Here is an 18331-nt window from a genome sequence, read left to right on the forward strand (position 1 = left end):
CTCGCGCGGTACACCGAGTGGACGCGACCCGGCTCCGAGCAGACGGTCGTCGAGATCGCGACCGGCCTCGTCGACTTCGTGCTCGCGCACGCACCTCTTCCCGGCGGCGCCCGGCTCGGGGTGATCACCGCCGACGCCGCATCGCCGATTCCCGGGCTGCTCGCAGACCTCGTCGTCCTCGACGTCTACGACGGCGACGAGATCCCGGAGGCGTTCTACCGGACCGAGGTCCTCGGGCGCGTCGCCGAGCGCGTCGCCGCCGACGGGCTCCTCGCGGTGAACGTGGCCGATGACGCCGACCACCGACGGCTCGACCGCCTCCGAGAGGCGCTCCTGCGGGTGCTGCCGGTCACCGCCGCCGTCGGAGCGGCCTCGTTCGCGGAGCACCGCAGCGCCGGCAACGCGATCCTGCTGGCGTCACGCGGTGGGATCGCCGCCGAGGTGGCCGACCGGCTGCTGCGCGCGGGACCGCACCCGGTCGCCGCCGTTCCTGCGCGCGACGTCGTGACCGTCGAGGTTGCGGTAGAAGTCGACCCGTGAGTCGAGGGTCACGCCTGCCTCGAGGTACTTCGTCTTGATCCGCTTGATGTAGGTGCGGACGGTGTGCTCGGCGATGCGCATCTCGACCGCGACGGCCTTCACGGCTGCGCCCGCCCCGTAGGAGCGCATGACCCGGCTCTCCTGCGGACTGAGGATCGGACGGCGGTCGGCCCCGGCCGACAGGAAGCGGCGGCGGGCCGCCTCCGAGATCCACGGCCGCCCCGAGCCGACCGAGACGATCGCGGCGACGAGCTCGCCGGGATCGTCGCCCTTCCAGACGAAGGCCGCGCGGTCCACGCGCAGCACCGCCCTGATCGACTCCAGCGCGTTCGACGACGAGAGGGCGACGACTCCTCGGTAGCGGCCGGTGAGTCCGGCCAGGGTCGCGGTCAGCTCGTCGGGCGGGACGCGATCGAGGTCGAGGAGGGCGACGGTCTCGCCGTCCGGGATCGGCGGCTCGATCGCCGGATCGACCGCCGGGAACTCCGGGAGCGCGGCGGCGAGCAGCGCGAGCAGGGCCGCGCGCTCGATGGAGAGGCCGTCGACGACGGCCAGAGCGAACCGCTCGTTGTCCGGCACGGTGACCCCTCGTGGACGCGGTTCGGGTCCGCATCCGTTGGGAAGATATCGGACCCTCGGCCGCGATGGGGGAATTCAGGACATTAAGTCCCGTAGCCCCGGTGTACCGGCGACGCGGTCGCACGACGGTACCGGTGCGGGGCCCTCGGTGGAGGCATAGTCTCCTTCTCACCATGGACGAAGACGACCGACTCCCGCGCGCCAAGAGGATCCCCGCCGACCAGGTCCGCGCCCGCATGATCGCGGCCGCCAGCGAGGTGATCGCCGCGAACGGGCTCACCGTCGGCTTCGCCCACCTGCCGATGGAGGAGTACATCCGCCTCGCCGAGGTGCCGCGCAGCTCGGTCTACCGGATCTGGGCCACCCGCGAGGAGTTCGTCGCCGACCTCATCGGCGAGGTGTTCGTGCGGGACCGCTACGCGGACGGGGCGGATCCGGATGCGATGGCGGTGATGCGCGACGTGCACGAGCGCCACTCCGACCGACTCGCGACGGCGACGGGACGCCGCGCCGTGGTCTGGGAGATGATCCGGATCGGCGCGAACTCGAACATCGAGGCCCTGCGCAGCTCGGTCGACTGGGCGTCGTACAACGCACTTCTGGCCTGCACGTTCTCGATGGAGGAGGGGCCGGCCCGCGAGGCCGTGCAGGCGACGGCCCGACGGATCGAGACGATGCTGACGCACCGCATGCAGGGCTTCTACTCGGAGATGCTCGAGACCTTCGGCGGTACCCTCCGACCGGGATTCTCGACCCTGCAGCTCGCCCACCTGACCTCGGTCGTGATCGACGGGCTGGCCCATCGCGGCAGGCTGCTCGGCGACGAGCTCGACTCGGTCGTGCTCGCGCCGGGCCTCGACGGTGAGCCGGTGCCGTGGCACCTCGCGGCCTACACGATCCGCTCGATCGTCGAGGGGATGCTCGAGCCGGTCGCCGACTAGCTCGCCGGGACCGGCTCGGTGAAGCCGTCGATCAGCATCAGGACACCCGCGACGACCAGCGACGGCGAGCCCTCCCCGCCGAGGGGGCCGGTGACGAGCTCGGGAGCGGCGATCCGTGCCACGCAGAGGCCCTCGATGTACGACGAGATCGCGGAGGCGAGCACGGCGTAGCCGCCCAGGCCGGGACGGACGCGCAGATCCAGCTCGGAGAACGTGTGCTCGTAGTACTTGGCCATGTTGTCGATGAAGTGGACCTGGCGCTTGTGGAGCGCCTCCGAGATCGCGGTGCGGGCCGGCTCCTCGTAGGCCGTGACGGAACCCGCGAGAGCGACGAAGTTGCGCCAGTGCTGCGACGCGAACGTGTTCTCGTAGTTGGCACTGATGGCCACGCTGACCGACTCGACGAGGATCGAGCGCTGCTTCTCGGGCGAGAGCGGCCCCTCGACGTGGCGATGCAGATAGGAGTCGCCGACGACGAGCGCGGGCTGATCGAGCCGGGTCGAGAGGATCCTCTCGGGGATGACGGCCACGAGCTCGTCGTAGAAGGCCTGCCGGGTCGGCCAGATCCTGTAGACGGTGCTCCGCGGGACGTCCGCCATGCGGATCACGTCCTCGAGGGCGAGGTGCGAGACGCCCACTCGGAGGCCCTCGGACCGGACGACGCCCAGTGCGGTGTCGAGGAGCCGGGTCCTGACCTCCTCCCGACTGAGGCGCGACGGGCGCCGAGGAGTGTCGGTGGGCTCGGTGCTCTGGCTCATGCGGTCTCCGCCGGAAGGTGCGCGGAGGCCGGATCGGCGCGGCCTCGTCCCTTGGAGCGTAGCGGCGAGCGCGATGGACCGGTGACGGGCGCGGCCCGCGTCCGGCTCGAGAGCCGCGCGGGCCGCGCTGCCTGTCCCCCAGGCGGCCGCCCCATCGGCCACTTCGACCGTAGGACGGATCGTGCTCGAGGTCAAAGTTCGAGACATCATGTCGCGTGAAGGTCAGCGCAGCATCCGTCGGCGCGCGTCGTCCGCTACGGGAGCATGCCGCAGCGTCGGCACCTCCGCCGCACCCGGCCGGGGCTGCGCGAGGGTGGCAGCGACGGCGGAGGCGGCTTCGGCGCCCGCCCGCTCAGTCAGCTCGACGTTGCGCATCAGCTTGGCGTGGTGGCACGGGCTCGCGTCGATCGCGACCACCATCGCCGAGAAGCGGAGGGCGTCTCCGAGGCGGGCGAGCGGGTTCAGCTCGGCCATCACCGCGGGCACGTCCGGCATCGACAGGAGGGTGTAGCGGCAGGTCGAGACGTAGTACTCGTCGACGCCCGCCTCGGCCGACTGGTTCCCGACGATGATGTCGCCCAGATCGACCACGCCGACGCGGGTGCCCAGCACGGCCGCGACCGTCACTTTGATGTCGCCCGCGAGCGCGACGACGTGGATGCCCGCGGGCCAGGGCGGGAGGTCGCCGAGCTCGATCGACCCCGTGCGCATCGCGATGCCCGCCTGCGACGAGAGCGCGTCGATCATCGGCATGCCGGTGCACTCCCCCGCCTTCGAGGCGTCCTCGGAGGCGTCCTCGCCGCACGAGGCGAGCAGGGCCGAGATCCCGAGGCGGCTCTGCGGCTCGAGCCCCGCGACCACCGCGGGGCTGACCGCTCCGGTGGAGTCGATGATCTCGCCGAGCCGGGCCGCGAGGTCGGACCCGGTGTTCGGCGTGCCGAAGGTGATGACGTCCGACACCATCGACTCGACCGGGACACCGTCGACGCTCTGACTCAGGGCCTGCCGGGCGGCCAGGCCGCCCATCGAGTGCGCCACGACGATCGCCCGGTTGCCGGTCGCCCGGGTGACGCAGTCGAGCGCGGAGGCGAGCGCGTCGGCGATCCCCGGGTCGGTGACCCAGCGGGCCGCCAGGTCGCGGTAGTCGAAGGTGTAGACGGCGGTGCCCTCGATCTCCTGCAGCATCCCGATCATCGAGCGCTGCGAGGTGGTGACGGGCTCGTCGACTCCGTTCGGGGCGATGAGATCGACCAGGTGCGAGAACGCGCCCGTTCGGGAGTCGTCGTGCGTCGCTGTGCCGAGCCACCCGTGCAGCAGGATGATCGGCACGACCGAGGCGGCGGGGGCCGGGTCGACCTCGTCTCCCTCGAGCACGGGGGCGAGCTGAGCGACACCGCAGGAGGCCGGAGGCGACGCGGTCAGAGCCTCGGCGGGGGTCGCGGGCACGACGACGGCACCGACCACCGCGAGAAGGGCGGCCAGCACGACGACCACGAATCTCATCCGCGCGTTTCCTCACCGCTGCGATTCCGGCGGGACGGACGGGTACCGGCCCGGCGAGCGCCTGACGAGTCAAGCATCCGCACGACTGCGCTGGGAGCATACATCACGATTCGATCACCCCCAGTAAGGGAGCCCTCACTCGTCCTCGGACGACGCAGGCGCGGAGACGACGAGGGGCTCCCCGGACCGAAGTCCGAGGAGCCCCTCGTCACCGTGGTGGACGGTGCCTAGCTGTAGTTGCCCGGCTCGTAGCCGTCGCTCGAGAACGAGTCGAAGTCGACGAACGACAGGTCGGCGTCGCTGAACGCGGCGTCGTCGGCGAAGATGCGGTTGGGGTACCGCTCGGCCTTCGCCTCCTCCGTCGCCTCGACCGACACGTTGCGGTACTTCGGGAGACCGGTACCGGCCGGGATCAGCTTTCCGATGATCACGTTCTCCTTCAGGCCCAGCAGCGGGTCGCGCTTGCCCTCCATGGCCGCCTGCGTCAGGACGCGGGTGGTCTCCTGGAAGGACGCGGCCGACAGCCACGACTCGGTCGCCAGCGACGCCTTGGTGATTCCCATGACCTCCTGGCGGGCCGACGCGGTGCGCTTGCCCTCGGTCAGAGCGGCGCGGTTCACGTCGCTGTAGCGCGAGCGGTCGACGAGCTCACCGGGGAGCAGGTCGGTGTCGCCGTGGTCGACGACGGTGACCTTGCGGAGCATCTGACGGACGATGACCTCGATGTGCTTGTCGTGGATCGGCACACCCTGCGAGCGGTAGACGCCCTGGACGCCTCCGACCAGGTGCTTCTGGACCTCGCGGACGCCCAGCACGCGCAGGACCTCCTTGGGGTCGACCGTTCCGACGTGCAGCTGCTGGCCGAGGGTGACCGACTGGCCGTCCTCGACGAGGAGCTGCGAGCGCTTGAGCACCGGGTAGATGACCGCCTCGTCGCCGTTGTCGGGCTGGAGGATGACGCGGCGGGCACGGTCGGTATCCTCGATCGTGATGCGACCGGCGGCCTCCGCGATCGGCGACGCACCCTTGGGGGTGCGGGCCTCGAAGAGCTCCTGCACGCGGGGAAGACCCTGCGTGATGTCGTCGGCCGAGGCCGATCCACCGGTGTGGAAGGTGCGCATCGTGAGCTGCGTGCCGGGCTCGCCGATCGACTGGGCCGCGATGATGCCGACGGCCTCTCCGATGTCGACGAGCTTGCCGGTGGCGAGCGAGCGGCCGTAGCAGGCCGCGCAGACGCCGACGGCGGACTCGCAGGTCAGGACCGAGCGCACCTTGATGTGGCGCACCTCGGCTCCGACGAGCTTCTCGATGAGCACGTCACCCACGTCCTCGCCGGCCTCGGCGATGACCTCGCCGGCCTCGTTCGTCGCCGCGGTGGCGAGCGAACGGGCGTAGACCGAGTTCTCGACGTTCGAGTCCTGCGACCAGGCGCCGGTGGCGTCCTGGAGCATGATCGGCAGTTCGAGGCCCTTCGAGGTGCCGCAGTCGTCCTCACGGATGATGACGTCCTGCGAGACGTCGACGAGTCGACGCGTCAGGTAGCCGGAGTCCGCCGTGCGGAGCGCGGTGTCGGCCAGACCCTTGCGGGCGCCGTGCGTGGCGATGAAGTACTCGGCGACCGACAGGCCCTCGCGGTACGAGGAGATGATCGGTCGGGCGATGATCTCGCCCTTCGGGTTGTTCACCAGGCCGCGCATGCCGGCGATGTTGCGCACCTGCAGCCAGTTGCCTCGGGCACCGGAGGTGACCATGCGGTTGATGGTGTTGTCGACCGGGAAGTTCGCGCGCATGGCCTTGGCGACCTCGTCGGTCGCCTCGGTCCACACCTTCACGAGCTCCTGGCGGCGCTCGGGCTGGGTGATGAGACCCTTCTCGAACTCCGACTCGACCTTGGCCGCGCGCTTCTCGTAGCCCGCGATGATCTGCGGCTTCGACGGAGGCGTGAGGATGTCGGAGAGCGCGACAGTGACTCCGGACCGGGTGGCCCAGTAGAAACCGGCGTCCTTGATCCGGTCGAGCGAGGCGGCGACCTCGACCTTGGGGTAGCGCTCCGCGAGGTCGTTGACGATCCCGGAGATGGTCGTCTTGTCGGCGACCTGCTCGAAGTACGGGTAGTCGACCGGCAGCGCCTCGTTGAAGAGGGCGCGGCCGAGCGTCGTGTCGAGCAGGACCGGCGCGGTGACCTTGCCGGTCTCGTCGATCTCGACGCCCTCGGGCGCCTGACCCTGGGCGAAGAACACCTCGGACATCCGGATGCGCACCTTGGAGTTCAGGTGCAGCGAGCCCTGGTCCTTCGCGAGGATCGCCTCGGAGACCGAGGAGAACGCGCGTCCCTCACCGGCGCCACCCTCGCGGATGGTCGTCAGGTGGTGGAGGCCGATGATCATGTCCTGCGTGGGCAGGGTGACCGGACGGCCGTCGGAGGGCTTGAGGATGTTGTTCGACGCGAGCATCAGGATGCGCGCCTCGGCCTGGGCCTCGACGGACAGCGGCAGGTGCACGGCCATCTGGTCGCCGTCGAAGTCCGCGTTGAACGCGGCGCAGACGAGCGGGTGCAGCTGGATCGCCTTGCCCTCGACCAGCTGGGGCTCGAAGGCCTGGATGCCGAGTCGGTGCAGGGTGGGGGCGCGGTTCAGCAGGACGGGGCGCTCGCGGATGATCTCCTCGAGCACGTCCCACACCTGCGGGCGCGAACGCTCGACCATGCGCTTGGCGGCCTTGATGTTCTGCGCGTGCGACAGGTCGATCAGGCGCTTGATGACGAACGGCTTGAACAGCTCCAGCGCCATCTGCTTGGGCAGACCGCACTGGTGCAGCTTGAGCTGCGGGCCGACGATGATGACCGAGCGGCCGGAGTAGTCGACGCGCTTGCCGAGCAGGTTCTGGCGGAAGCGACCCTGCTTTCCCTTGAGCATGTCGCTCAGGGACTTGAGGGCGCGGTTGCCGGTACCGGTGACGGGACGACCGCGGCGGCCGTTGTCGAAGAGGGCGTCGACCGCCTCCTGGAGCATGCGCTTCTCGTTGTTCACGATGATCTCGGGGGCACCGAGGTCGAGCAGGCGGCGGAGACGGTTGTTGCGGTTGATCACGCGACGGTAGAGGTCGTTCAGGTCGGAGGTGGCGAAGCGGCCACCGTCGAGCTGGACCATCGGGCGAAGCTCCGGCGGGATGACCGGGACCACGTCGAGGACCATCGCTGCCGGCGAGTTGCCGGTGGCGAGGAACGAGTTGACGACGCGCAGGCGCTTGATGGCGCGGATCTTCTTCTGACCCTTGCCCTCGGCGATCTGCAGGTGCAGGGTCTCGGCCTCGGCCTGGAGGTCGAACTGCTCGAGGCGCTTCTTGATCGCCTCGGCACCCATGTAGGCCTCGAAGTAGACGCCGTACCGGTCGACGAGCTCGTTGAAGACCGCGTCCTCGGGCTTGAGGTCGCCGACCTTGAGGGTGCGGAACTGCTCCCACACGCTCTCGAGCCGCGCGATGTCCTCGTCGAAGGACTTGCGGATCTGGCCCATCTCCTTCTCGGCGCCGTCCTTGGTGCGGCGCTTCTGGTCGCTCTTCGCGCCCTCCGCCTCGAGGGCGGCGAGGTCGGTCTCGAGGCGTGCCAGACGGTCCGCGATGCGGGAGTCGCGCTGGTCGGACAAGGTCTTGATCTCGAGCCGGAGCTCGTTCTCGAGACCGGGCATGTCGGCGTGACGGCCGTCGTCGTCGACATCGATGATCATGTACGCCGCGAAGTAGATGACCTTCTCGAGGTCCTTCGGCGCCATGTCCAGCAGGTATCCGAGGCGCGAGGGGACGCCCTTGAAGTACCAGATGTGCGTGACGGGGGCGGCGAGCTCGATGTGGCCCATCCGCTCGCGGCGGACCGAGGACTTAGTGACCTCGACGCCGCAGCGCTCGCAGACGATGCCCTTGAAGCGCACTCGCTTGTACTTGCCGCAGGAGCACTCCCAGTCGCGCGAGGGTCCGAAGATCTGCTCGCCGAACAGACCGTCCTTCTCGGGCTTGAGGGTGCGGTAGTTGATGGTCTCGGGCTTCTTCACTTCACCGTGCGACCAGCGACGGATGTCATCGGCCGTCGCGAGGCCGATGCGCAGCTCGTCAAAAGTTGTTACGTCGAGCAATGTTTTCTCCTTGTCGGAAAACAGGGTGTCTCGTCAGAGACGGGAGGTCGTCAGATGCAGGCGCGGATCAGATGTCGTCGACCGAGGACGACTCGAACCGGGAGGAGATGTTGATGCCGAGCTCTTCCGCGGCGCGGTAGACCTCGTCATCGGTGTCGCGCAGGCTGACCGCAGTGCCGTCGGCCGAGAGGACCTCGACGTTCAGGCACAGGGACTGCATCTCCTTGATGAGCACCTTGAAGGACTCCGGGATGCCCGGCTCCTGGATGTTCTCGCCCTTGACGATGGCCTCGTAGACCTTCACGCGGCCGAGGATGTCGTCGGACTTGATGGTGAGGAGCTCCTGCAGGGCGTAGGCGGCGCCGTAGGCCTCGAGGGCCCACACCTCCATCTCGCCGAAGCGCTGTCCGCCGAACTGCGCCTTACCACCGAGCGGCTGCTGGGTGATCATCGAGTACGGACCCGTCGAGCGCGCGTGGATCTTGTCGTCGACGAGGTGGTGCAGCTTCAGGATGTACATGTAGCCGACCGAGACCGGGTCCGGGAAGGGCTCTCCCGAGCGGCCGTCGAACAGCTGCGTCTTGCCGGAGGACCCGATCAGGCGCTCGCCGTCGCGGGTCGGCGTGGTGGAGTCGAGGAGCCCTGCGAGCTCCTCCTCCGCCGCGCCGTCGAAGACGGGGGTCGCGACCTTGGTGCCGGGCGCCGCCTCGCGGGCGTGCTCGGGCAGGCGTGCGGCCCACTCGGGCTGACCCTCGACCTTCCAGCCCTGCTTCGCGATCCACCCGAGGTGGATCTCGAGGACCTGGCCGAAGTTCATGCGGCCGGGGACGCCGAGCGGGTTGAGGACGATGTCGACGGGGGTGCCGTCGGCGAGGAACGGCATGTCCTCGACCGGCAGGATCTTCGAGATGACGCCCTTGTTGCCGTGGCGGCCGGCGAGCTTGTCGCCCTCGGTGATCTTGCGCTTCTGGGCGATGTAGACGACCACGCGCTGGTTGACGCCCGAGCCGAGCTCGTCGTCGCCGTCCTGCGCGTCGAACACCTTGACGCCGATGATCGTGCCCTGCTCGCCGTGGGGCACCTTCAGCGACGTGTCGCGGACCTCGCGGCTCTTCTCGTTGAAGATCGCGCGGAGCAGGCGCTCCTCGGCCGAGAGCTCGGTCTCGCCCTTGGGCGTGACCTTGCCGACGAGGATGTCGCCGGGGCGGACCTCGGCGCCGATGCGGATGATGCCGCGCTCGTCGAGGTCGGCCAGGAGCTCCGGGCTGACGTTGGGGAGATCGCGGGTGATCTCCTCCTTGCCGAGCTTGGTGTCGCGGGCGTCGACCTCGTACTCCTCGATGTGGATCGAGGAGAGGACGTCGTCCTTCACCAGGTTCTGGCTGAGGATGATCGCGTCCTCGAAGTTGTGGCCCTCCCACGGCATGAAGGCGACGAGCAGGTTCTTGCCGAGCGCGAGCTCGCCGTTCTCGGTCGCAGGACCGTCGGCGACGATCTCGCCGACCTCGAGACGCTCACCGGCCGAGACGACCACGCGGTTGTTGTACGAGGTGCCCTGGTTGGAGCGGTCGAACTTGCGCAGGTAGTAGACCTGCGTTCCACCCTCGTCGAGCTGGACGGTGACGGTGTCGGCGGAGACCTCCTGGACCACACCGGCCTTGTCGGCCGTGATCACGTCGCCGGCGTCGATGGCCGCGAAGCCCTCCATGCCGGTTCCGACGACGGGCGACTCGCTGCGCAGCAGCGGGACGGCCTGACGCTGCATGTTCGCTCCCATGAGGGCGCGGTTCGCGTCGTCGTGCTCGAGGAACGGGATCAGCGAGGTCGCGACCGACACCATCTGGCGCGGGGAGACGTCCATGTAGTCGACGCGGCCGGCGTCGACGAGCTCGACCTCTCCGCCCTTGGGGCGGACCAGCACCTTGGGCTCGGCGAAGTGGAAGTCCTTGGTCAGCGGGGCGTTCGCCTGCGCGACCAGGTACTCGTCCTCCTCCGAAGCGGTGAGGTAGTCGATCTGCGTGGTCACGAGACCGTCGACGACCTTGCGGTACGGGGTCTCGATGAAGCCGAACGAGTTGATGCGCGCGAAGGACGCGAGCGAGCCGATCAGACCGATGTTCGGGCCTTCGGGGGTCTCGATCGGGCACATGCGGCCGTAGTGCGACGGGTGGACGTCGCGGACCTCGACGCCGGCGCGCTCACGGGAGAGACCGCCGGGGCCGAGCGCCGACAGGCGGCGCTTGTGGGTCAGGCCCGCGAGCGGGTTGTTCTGGTCCATGAACTGCGACAGCTGCGACGTTCCGAAGAACTCCTTGATCGCGGCCACGACGGGGCGGACGTTGATCAGGGTCTGCGGCGTGATCGCCTCGATGTCCTGCGTGGTCATGCGCTCGCGGACGACGCGCTCCATGCGGGACAGACCGGTGCGGACCTGGTTCTGGATCAGCTCGCCGACCGCGCGGATGCGACGGTTGCCGAAGTGGTCGATGTCGTCGACGTCGAGACGGAGCTCGACCGGCGCGGAGTCGCGGACACCCGGGAGGGTGGTGCGGCCGTCGTGCAGCGCGACCAGGTACTTGATGGTCGCGATGATGTCCTCGACCGTCAGAACGGAGTCGGAGAGCGCCTTGTCGATGCCGAGCTTGCGGTTGATCTTGTAGCGGCCGACCTTCGCGAGGTCGTAGCGCTTGGAGTTGAAGTAGAAGTTGTCCAGCAGCGCGCGGGCGGCCTCGGCGGCGACCTGCTCGCCCGGACGGAGCTTGCGGTAGATGTCGCGGAGAGCGTCCTCCTTGGTGAGGATGTTGTCCTTCTCGAGCGTCAGCTCGATCGACTCGTAGCCCGCGAACTGCTCGAGGATCTCCTCGCTGGTCAGGCCGAGGGCCTTGAGGAAGACCGTGACCGACTGCTTGCGCTTGCGGTCGATGCGCACGCCGACCTGGTCGCGCTTGTCGATCTCGAACTCGAGCCACGCACCGCGGCTCGGGATGACGCGAGCCGAGTAGATGTCCTTGTCGGACGTCTTCTCCTGCTGGCGCTCGAAGTACACGCCGGGGCTGCGGACGAGCTGGGACACGACGACACGCTCGGTGCCGTTGATGATGAACGTGCCCTTCTCGGTCATGAGAGGGAAGTCGCCCATGAAGACCGTCTGGGTCTTGATCTCACCCGTGAGGTGGTTCATGAACTCGGCCTCGACGTAGAGGGGAGCCGCGTAGGTCTTGCCGCGCTCCTTGCACTCCTCGATCGTGTACTTCTCGGGCTCGAGGTACGGGTTCGTGAAGCTCAGCTGCATCGTCTCGCTGAGGTCCTCGATCGGGGAGATCTCCTCGAAGATCTCGTCGAGACCGGAGTTGGCGGGGAGGTCTTCCCGGCCGGCGGCCTTCGCCTCGGCGACGCGGGTCTTCCACGCCTCCGAGCCGACGAGCCAGTCGAAGCTCTCGGTCTGCAGCGCGAGCAGATCCGGAACCGTCAGGGTGTCGCTGATCTTGGCGAACGAGAGACGCGAGGCTCCGCGTCCGTTCTTGGGTGAGGTGGTGGTTGCGTGGGGCGCAGCAGCCAAGGAAGGAACCTCCGTAGACCCTCGCGGGTCTCAATCTGTGGGATGTGTGGAGTGGGCTCCCGCCGGGCGGGCCGACACCACCCGAGACGCCGCAGAGACCGCTTTGACACGGTCTTCGGGGCGGGGGCTAGAGTGTGGCAACGGCATCCACCATCTGATGCCGGGTTCCGGTGACCTGCCGACCGCAATATGACGGCATGGGTACTCGGGAGCGCAAAGTACAAATATAGGTGCATCCGGTGGCGACGCGCAAGTGCAGATCCTTGCGCGCGGTGCGACCGTCGGGTATACGGGCGTCGGCGCACCGATCGGAGCCGCGGGGACCCGGCACACTGGTCGGATGCAGGAACGCACCGGGCGCCGACGCGGCGACGACTCCGATCACCCCCGCGCCGTCCTCGACAGCGGCTACCTGGCGCAGATCGAGCCCGACCGGCACTCGACCGATGCCGTGACCCTCGTCGTCGACGGCACACCTCAGTCGCACGTCGACCTCGCCGACCCGACCCACCTCTCGTTCGAGTACGTGCGCCGCATCGGCCACGCGGTCGACCTGCTCGCCCCCGAGGGCGAGGCCGTCACCGCACTGCACCTCGGCGCCGGGGCGCTCACCCTCCCCCGCTACGTCGCCGCGACCCGGCCGGGCTCGCGGCAGCAGGTCGTCGAGATCGAGGGCGCGCTCGTCGATCTCGTGCGGGAGGCGGTGCCGCTCCCCCGCGGCGCGCAGATCCGCATCCGGCAGGGCGACGCCCGCGAGGTGCTCGGCAAGCTGCCCCCGGGGCTCCGCGGCAGCGTCGACATCGTCGTGGTCGACATCTTCTCGGGCGCGCGCACACCGGCGCACGTGACGAGCGCCGAGTTCTACGGCGAGATCGCTCCGCTGCTCGCTCCGGGCGGCGTGGTCGCGGTGAACGTGGCCGACGGAGGCGCGCTCGCCTTCGCCCGCGCGCAGGCCGCCACGCTCTCGTCGGTCTTCCCGCACGTCGCGATCATGACCGACACGCAGATGCTGAAGGCCAAGCGGTTCGGCAACGTGGTGATGCTGGCCTCGCCCTCGGCGCTGCCGGTCGACGGCCTGCCGCGACGGCTCGCCTCCGATCCCGCGCCCTCGAAGCTGGTGCAGGGGCGCGAGCTCGAGAACTTCGTGGCCGGCGCCTCCGTCGTGACCGACGACACCGCCACGCCGTCGCCGCTGCCCGCGCGCAGCATCTTCCAGGTGCGCCGGGGCTGAGCGGGACCCGCGCCGGGGGCCGAGCGGAGCCGCGTCGCCCGTAAACTGTCCCGGGGGTCAGCGCCCCTCCCGTCCTCGTCGCCCGCGACGGTCCGGATCCGCACCTCTCGAGGAAGCACCGCTCTGAGCATCATCATCCGCCATGACCCCGCGACTCTCCGCGAGGAGGTCGACGTCGACGCCGCCCAGCAGCGCCTCGAGGAGATCGGCACACTGAGAAGCCTCGCCGCACTGACCGAGAAGGCGGAGCTGCTGCGCCTCCTCGATCGCGTGGACGAGGCCTGGGACGTGGCGACCGAGGCCGTCCGCCGCACCCGCTTCTCGGGTGACCGTGCCGAGCTGCTGTCGGCCAGGGTGCGACGCGCGCGGCTCATGCAGCTGCGCGGGCGCACCGACGAGGCGCTGTCCGAGCTCGCCCTCTGCGTCGAGGAGGCGCGCACGCACGAGTGGCACCTCGAGCACTCCCTCGCGTTGAAGCACCGCGGGCTCACCCTCTTCGAGCTCGGCGAGTACGCTCGCGCCGCCCGCGACTTCGACGCCGCGACCGCGCTCGGCGAGCGCGTCGGCGTTCCGGAGGAGGAGCTCGAGGTCGCGCGCCTGGGCTTCGCCGCCGCGACCGAGTTCCAGGACGAGTCGGCCCGCGGCCCCCGCGCCGACGGTGTCCTGCGCGGGCGTCGGCGCGCCGAGGGCGACGAGTCCTGAGACCGGTCGCGACGCGTGGCTGAGCTCGAGCAGGTCTCCGCCTGGGCCGACGAGCTGTTCGCCGCGCACCTGGACCCCTCCTGGAGCTTCGCCTTCGACCACGCCCGCACCCGCGCCGGCGCCTGCCACTGGAGCGACCGCAGGATCACGGTGTCGCGCCACCTCGCCGCCCGCTGGAGCGACGACGAGGTGCGGCAGACGCTCCTGCACGAGATCGCGCACGCGCTCGCGGGCCCGAAGGCCGGGCACGGCGCCGAGTGGCGGCGCACCGCCTCCCGGCTCGGCTACACGGGCACCCGCACCCACAGCAACCCGACCGCCGACGAGCTGGCGCCGTGGGTGGGCAGCTGCCCGAGCGGGCACCTCTTCTACCGGCACCGCCGCCCGAGCCGGCCGCTCGCCTGCGGGCGCTGCGCGCGGCGCTTCGACACGGCGAACGAGATCCGGTGGCGGCGACGGGTCGTGCCCGCGACGGATCCCGGGTGAGCGAGCAGCAGCACGGGCAGTGGCTCGAGGAGGCGGACGGACGGCGCTGGTGGTTCGACTCCGGGAGCCTGGCGCTCGACTTCGCCTACACGGGCACGATGCGAGGTGCGCCCGGGGAGCGGCTCGACTCGGACGCCGCCCTGACCGCGTGGCTCCGCGAGCGCTTCGAGGGCGTGGGCGACGCGGGCCGGCTCGACGACGCGCTGATGCTCCGCGGGGCGGTGGCGCGGCTCCTGATCGCGGCCGAGGCGTCGGACGAGGCGCCTCCCGCCGACATCGACGTCGTCAACCTGTTCGCGGCGATGCCCGACATCCCGCCGTCCCTGCCGGGAGGCTCGCGTCAGGCCGGGCGAGCGAGCGCCGCCGGGCGCCAGGCGCTCTCGAGCATCGCCCGGGACGCGGTCGGGCTGCTCGGCGGCGAGGGCTCGGGGCGGCTGCGCCGCTGCGACGCCGAGGACTGCCGGATGCTCTACCTCGACACGTCGCGCGCCGGATCCCGCCGCTGGTGCTCGATGCAGCGCTGCGGGAACCGGGCGAAGGTCCGGGCGCACCGCAGTCGCGCTGCGGCGAGCGCCCGCTGATCGGTCAGCGGGCGCTCGGTGAAGGGCGTCAGTCGACGACCTTCACCTCCTTCCAGAAGGCGACGTAGCCCGAGAAGTCCTTGCCGACGCGGTCGAACGCGGTCGGGTAGGGCGTCGGGTACGACCACGCGCGGTCCTTCAGCAGGCCGCCGTCGGACTTCACGGAGAAGTACTGGCACTCGCCCTTCCACGGGCAGGTGTAGGGGGTGTCGCTCGGCTCGAGCAGATCGGTCGTGACGCTCGAGGGCGGGAAGTACCAGTTGCCCTCGATCGAGATCAGGTCGGAGTCGGGCGCGTCGGCGAGGACGACGTCGTTGAGGACGGCTTTCATGCGGATCTGCTTTCGGTCGCGTGCTCGGATCGGGCGGAGCTCCGCCCCTGGGAGACGCTACGCCGCCCCGGCGGCGCGAGGGGCGATCGGCGGAGGGCTTGCGCGCCTCAGCGCAGGACCGTGACGCGATCGACCGAGTCGACGCGCGCCGCCGCCCGCACGGTCTCGCCGCGGCCCGCGGCCGTCAGCACGCGACCCGAGGGCGACGCCGACAGCAGGTGACCGCACGCGCGCCGGAGCCCCTCGTACGACGCGGAGGCGACGGCCGCGTCGGGCGAGACGTGGTCGATGCCGAGACCGATCAGCGCGTCGATCAGTGCGCCCGCGGCGAGCTGGTCCTCCATCGCGAGGCGCGGCTCCCCCGCGTCGTCGACGTCGCCCACCGCGATCACGTTCACGCTGGTGCGGCCGCCGTTCTCGTGCTGGCGGGCGAGCACCCAGCGGGCGACGGCGGTGCGATCGACGAGGCCCGCGCGCACGACGTGGCCCTCGACGCCCTCGGGGTCGAGCTCGACCCCTCCGGGGAGCGCGTCGACCACCACGGTGATGTGCGCGGGGGCGAGCCTGCGCAGGGCGCCGGCACCCCAGTCGAAGCGGATCTGGTAGCTCGCCTGATCGAAGGCGGAGGAGGCGTCGGTCACGCTTCCACGCTACCGACCCGCCGAGCTCCTACACGTCGCCGGGGCTCGGCGCACCCGGTTCCCGCCCGCCTGTCGGCGGAGGAGGATGTCAGTCGTGAAGGTGATGCTGAAGCACGTGCTCGACACCGATCCCGACTCGGCCTGGCGGGCGCTGCAGAGTCCCGCGGTGTTCCGCGAGGTGATGTCCCCCCTGATGACCGCGTCCTCGCTCGACGAGGGCGGCTTCCGGCCGACCTGGGGGCTCGGCCCGCACGACGTCGCGATGGACGCCCTCGGGATCGTGCCGATGGGTGCGCAGGAGATCGACCTCTCGTACCGGCGCGTGCCGTCGATGCCGGACGTGCGGATCCTCCGCGACAACGGGGCGCCTCTCTCGGGAGCACTCAGGCTGATCACGGCCTGGGACCACCGGATGGCGGTCGCGCCGCTGCCCGACGGGCGCACGCTGTTCCGCGACCGGCTCGAGTTCGACGCGGGGATCGCCTCCCTCGCGGTGTGGCCGACCATGTGGGCGTTCTGGCAGTGGCGGGGCGTCCGCATCCGCTCGCTCGCCCCGAGCTGGCGACTCGATCTCGGGGCAGATGCACGCCCCCGAGGGGAGGCGGCGGAATGAGCGCCACCGAGGACGACGCGATCGAGCTGTCGCGCAGCGAGCTGCTGCGCTTCCGCTGGCCCTCGGGCGAGGAGGAGCCCGATGGCGACGTCGTCTCACCGCGCCGACGCCTCGCCTCCGCCGTCGAGGTCGCCGACTGGCGACGCCACGTGCAGGCGCTCTACGCCGAGGTGCGCCGGCTCTCGAACATCGACCTGCTCGCCGCGCACGCCTCGTGGATCCGCGGTCGCAACGCGCTCTTCGCCCGGCACCCCTCCACCCCCCTGCTGCCGGAGGATCACGCGCACTTCCGCTCGCTGCCCATCGCTCCGTACGACGCGTCGTGGCGGTTCGAGCTCGAGGTCGAGCCGGCCGAGGAGGCGCTGCGGATGGACGTCGACACCGGCACCGACGGCACGGTCCCCTTCGAGCTCATCGGCACCGTCGCCGTTCCCGAGGCCGGGACGCTCGATGTCTGGCGGCTCGCCTCCTACGGCGGCGGGCTGTTCGTGCCGGTCAAGGACGCGCTGGCGGGCACGCCCGGCGGGACCTACGGCGGCGGGCGCTACCTCCTCGACACGATCAAGGGCGCCGATCTCGGTCCCGGGGCGACTCCGTCCACGCTCGTGATGGACTTCAACTTCGCCTACAACCCCTCGTGCGCCTACGACCCGGCCTGGGCCTGCCCGCTCGCGCAGCCGGGCAACACGCTCGCGGTCGAGGTGCCGGTCGGGGAGCGCTACAAGGGCTGACCGCTGCGTCCGGGCGTGCTCGGAGGCTCGGCGGATAGCCTCCGCGCGGCGCTCCGTTCGCGCCGGAAAGCAGGAATCCGCATGCCTCGACCCGTCCTCCTCCTCACGGGCACCTCGACCGGGATCGGCCGCGCGACGGCGATCGAGGCCGCCCGCTCGGGCTGGACCGTGGTCGCGACGGTCCGCGACACCTCGCGCGCCGACGGGCTGCGGGCCGCCGCCGACGAGGCCCGGGTCGATCTCGACATCGTCGCGCTCGACGTGACCGACGCCGCCTCCGTCACCGCCTGCCTCGCCCGCGTCGAGAGCAGCCACGGCGGGCTCGACGCGCTCGTGAACAACGCCGGTGCCGGGCACATCGGCACGGTCGAGCTCGAGGACCCGGAGGAGCTGCGCCGGGTGATGGAGGTCAACTTCTTCGGGACCGTCGCCGTCACGCGCGCGGCGATGCCGATGCTGCGCTCCTCGCGCGGGCGGGTCGTGACGATCTCGAGCGTCGGAGGCGTCGTCGGCCAGCCGTTCAACGAGGACTACTGCGCGGCGAAGTTCGCTGTCGAGGGCTTCTTCGAGGCCCTCGCACCGGTCGCGCGCGCCGTCGGCGTGCAGGTCTCGCTGATCGAGCCGGGAGCCGTGCGCAGCAGCTTCGTCGAGAACGTCGGGATCGACGTCCGGGCGATGATCGCGCAGGCCGGCCCGTACGCCTCCGCCCTGGGCTCGTACCTCGATCGCACCGCGTCCGCCTTCTCCTCGAGCACCGCCCAGGATCCGGGCGATGTCGCCGCCGTCGTGCTGCAGGTGCTGCGGGCCGCCGAGGCGCCGTTCCGCGTGCAGACCTCGGACTGGGCGCGGGACTTCGCAGGGCTCAAGCTCGCCGACGTCGACGGGTCCCGCGTGCAGTCGGCCATGCGGGGATGGATCGGGACCCACTAGGGTGGGGATGTGCGAGCGCGAAGACTGCGCTCCCCCGCGTCGTAGAACGCCCCTTGTCCGCTGAGGATTCTCCCGAAT

General features: G+C 70.5%; 15 protein-coding genes. 8 read left to right on the plus strand and 7 right to left on the minus strand.

Going from position 1 to position 18331, the window contains the following annotated elements; genetic code table 11:
* Positions 1–417: 417 nt before the first annotated feature.
* Positions 418–1119 (minus strand): LuxR C-terminal-related transcriptional regulator, encoded by a 702-nt coding sequence (locus tag ASG06_RS19340; RefSeq protein ID WP_082498848.1) that lies wholly within the window; start codon positions 1117–1119, stop codon positions 418–420.
* Positions 1120–1292: 173 nt separating this feature from the next.
* Here ASG06_RS19340 and ASG06_RS01150 point away from each other — a divergent pair, with 173 nt between their 5' ends.
* Positions 1293–2060 (plus strand): hypothetical protein, encoded by a 768-nt coding sequence (locus ASG06_RS01150; RefSeq protein WP_056037377.1) that lies wholly within the window; start codon positions 1293–1295, stop codon positions 2058–2060.
* On the opposite strand, the gene ASG06_RS01155 is transcribed toward ASG06_RS01150, so the two are convergent.
* The 4 genes from ASG06_RS01155 to rpoB form a co-directional block, all read right to left on the minus strand.
* A complete protein-coding gene (locus tag ASG06_RS01155) occupies positions 2057–2818 on the minus strand; it encodes a TetR/AcrR family transcriptional regulator (RefSeq protein ID WP_056037379.1) in 762 nt (253 codons plus the stop codon). The two genes, ASG06_RS01150 and ASG06_RS01155, sit on opposite strands and share 4 nt — an antisense overlap.
* A 222-nt stretch (positions 2819–3040) precedes the next feature.
* Positions 3041–4321 (minus strand): esterase/lipase family protein, encoded by a 1281-nt coding sequence (locus ASG06_RS01160; RefSeq protein WP_056037383.1) that lies wholly within the window; start codon positions 4319–4321, stop codon positions 3041–3043.
* A 227-nt stretch (positions 4322–4548) separates the two neighbouring features.
* Entirely contained in the window at positions 4549–8448 is a 3900-nt protein-coding gene (locus ASG06_RS01165; protein WP_056037384.1) for a DNA-directed RNA polymerase subunit beta', read from the minus strand.
* Between the two features lie 67 nt (positions 8449–8515).
* Entirely contained in the window at positions 8516–12007 is a 3492-nt protein-coding gene (rpoB, locus tag ASG06_RS01170; protein ID WP_056037388.1) for a DNA-directed RNA polymerase subunit beta, read from the minus strand.
* A gap of 340 nt (positions 12008–12347) precedes the next feature.
* Here rpoB and ASG06_RS01175 point away from each other — a divergent pair, with 340 nt between their 5' ends.
* The 4 genes from ASG06_RS01175 (at position 12348) to ASG06_RS01190 (ending at position 15007) form a co-directional block, all read left to right on the plus strand.
* Positions 12348–13238 carry a spermidine synthase gene (locus ASG06_RS01175; protein WP_056037391.1) on the plus strand — a complete coding sequence of 297 codons (891 nt, stop codon included), beginning with the start codon at positions 12348–12350 and terminating at the stop codon, positions 13236–13238.
* A 288-nt stretch (positions 13239–13526) separates the two neighbouring features.
* Complete coding sequence (locus ASG06_RS01180; RefSeq protein WP_197409338.1) at positions 13527–13940, plus strand: hypothetical protein; 414 nt, start codon at positions 13527–13529, stop codon at positions 13938–13940.
* A gap of 15 nt (positions 13941–13955) precedes the next feature.
* Positions 13956–14426: a SprT-like domain-containing protein gene (locus ASG06_RS01185; protein ID WP_056037394.1), complete on the plus strand. Its 471-nt coding sequence runs from the start codon at positions 13956–13958 to the stop codon at positions 14424–14426.
* Positions 14423–15007 carry a CGNR zinc finger domain-containing protein gene (locus ASG06_RS01190; RefSeq protein ID WP_056040324.1) on the plus strand — a complete coding sequence of 195 codons (585 nt, stop codon included), beginning with the start codon at positions 14423–14425 and terminating at the stop codon, positions 15005–15007. The genes ASG06_RS01185 and ASG06_RS01190 overlap by 4 nt, the downstream gene beginning before the upstream one ends.
* A gap of 28 nt (positions 15008–15035) precedes the next feature.
* Here ASG06_RS01190 and ASG06_RS01195 read toward each other — a convergent pair whose 3' ends face one another.
* Positions 15036–15338: a DUF427 domain-containing protein gene (locus ASG06_RS01195; RefSeq protein ID WP_056037397.1), complete on the minus strand. Its 303-nt coding sequence runs from the start codon at positions 15336–15338 to the stop codon at positions 15036–15038.
* Positions 15339–15445: 107 nt separating this feature from the next.
* On the minus strand, positions 15446–15979 hold the full coding sequence (locus ASG06_RS01200; protein ID WP_056037401.1) for a 2-phosphosulfolactate phosphatase: 534 nt from the start codon (positions 15977–15979) through the stop codon (positions 15446–15448).
* A gap of 85 nt (positions 15980–16064) precedes the next feature.
* Between ASG06_RS01200 and ASG06_RS01205 the strand changes: the two genes are divergently transcribed.
* The 3 genes from ASG06_RS01205 to ASG06_RS01215 all read left to right on the plus strand — a co-directional run bounded on the left by ASG06_RS01205 (position 16065) and on the right by ASG06_RS01215 (position 18253).
* Complete coding sequence (locus ASG06_RS01205) at positions 16065–16592, plus strand: hypothetical protein (protein ID WP_056037402.1); 528 nt, start codon at positions 16065–16067, stop codon at positions 16590–16592.
* Complete coding sequence (locus tag ASG06_RS01210; protein ID WP_082498850.1) at positions 16589–17323, plus strand: DUF1684 domain-containing protein; 735 nt, start codon at positions 16589–16591, stop codon at positions 17321–17323. The genes ASG06_RS01205 and ASG06_RS01210 overlap by 4 nt, the downstream gene beginning before the upstream one ends.
* An 81-nt stretch (positions 17324–17404) precedes the next feature.
* Positions 17405–18253 carry an SDR family oxidoreductase gene (locus ASG06_RS01215; RefSeq protein WP_056037405.1) on the plus strand — a complete coding sequence of 283 codons (849 nt, stop codon included), beginning with the start codon at positions 17405–17407 and terminating at the stop codon, positions 18251–18253.
* Positions 18254–18331 lie beyond the last annotated feature (78 nt).

It is taken from the genome of Rathayibacter sp. Leaf185 (genome assembly GCF_001423885.1).
GTDB lineage: Bacteria > Actinomycetota > Actinomycetes > Actinomycetales > Microbacteriaceae > Rathayibacter.

What these genes read in the sequence shown, in the direction of transcription:
- ASG06_RS01150 (WP_056037377.1), top strand. Translation starts at nt 1,293, where the DNA reads ATGGACGAAGACGACCGACTCCCGCGCGCCAAGAGGATCCCCGCCGAC.
- ASG06_RS01155 (WP_056037379.1), bottom strand. Translation starts at nt 2,818, where the DNA reads ATGAGCCAGAGCACCGAGCCCACCGACACTCCTCGGCGCCCGTCGCGC.
- ASG06_RS01160 (WP_056037383.1), bottom strand. Translation starts at nt 4,321, where the DNA reads ATGAGATTCGTGGTCGTCGTGCTGGCCGCCCTTCTCGCGGTGGTCGGT.
- ASG06_RS01175 (WP_056037391.1), top strand. Translation starts at nt 12,348, where the DNA reads ATGCAGGAACGCACCGGGCGCCGACGCGGCGACGACTCCGATCACCCC.
- ASG06_RS01195 (WP_056037397.1), bottom strand. Translation starts at nt 15,338, where the DNA reads ATGAAAGCCGTCCTCAACGACGTCGTCCTCGCCGACGCGCCCGACTCC.
- ASG06_RS01205 (WP_056037402.1), top strand. Translation starts at nt 16,065, where the DNA reads ATGTCAGTCGTGAAGGTGATGCTGAAGCACGTGCTCGACACCGATCCC.
- ASG06_RS01210 (WP_082498850.1), top strand. Translation starts at nt 16,589, where the DNA reads ATGAGCGCCACCGAGGACGACGCGATCGAGCTGTCGCGCAGCGAGCTG.
- ASG06_RS01215 (WP_056037405.1), top strand. Translation starts at nt 17,405, where the DNA reads ATGCCTCGACCCGTCCTCCTCCTCACGGGCACCTCGACCGGGATCGGC.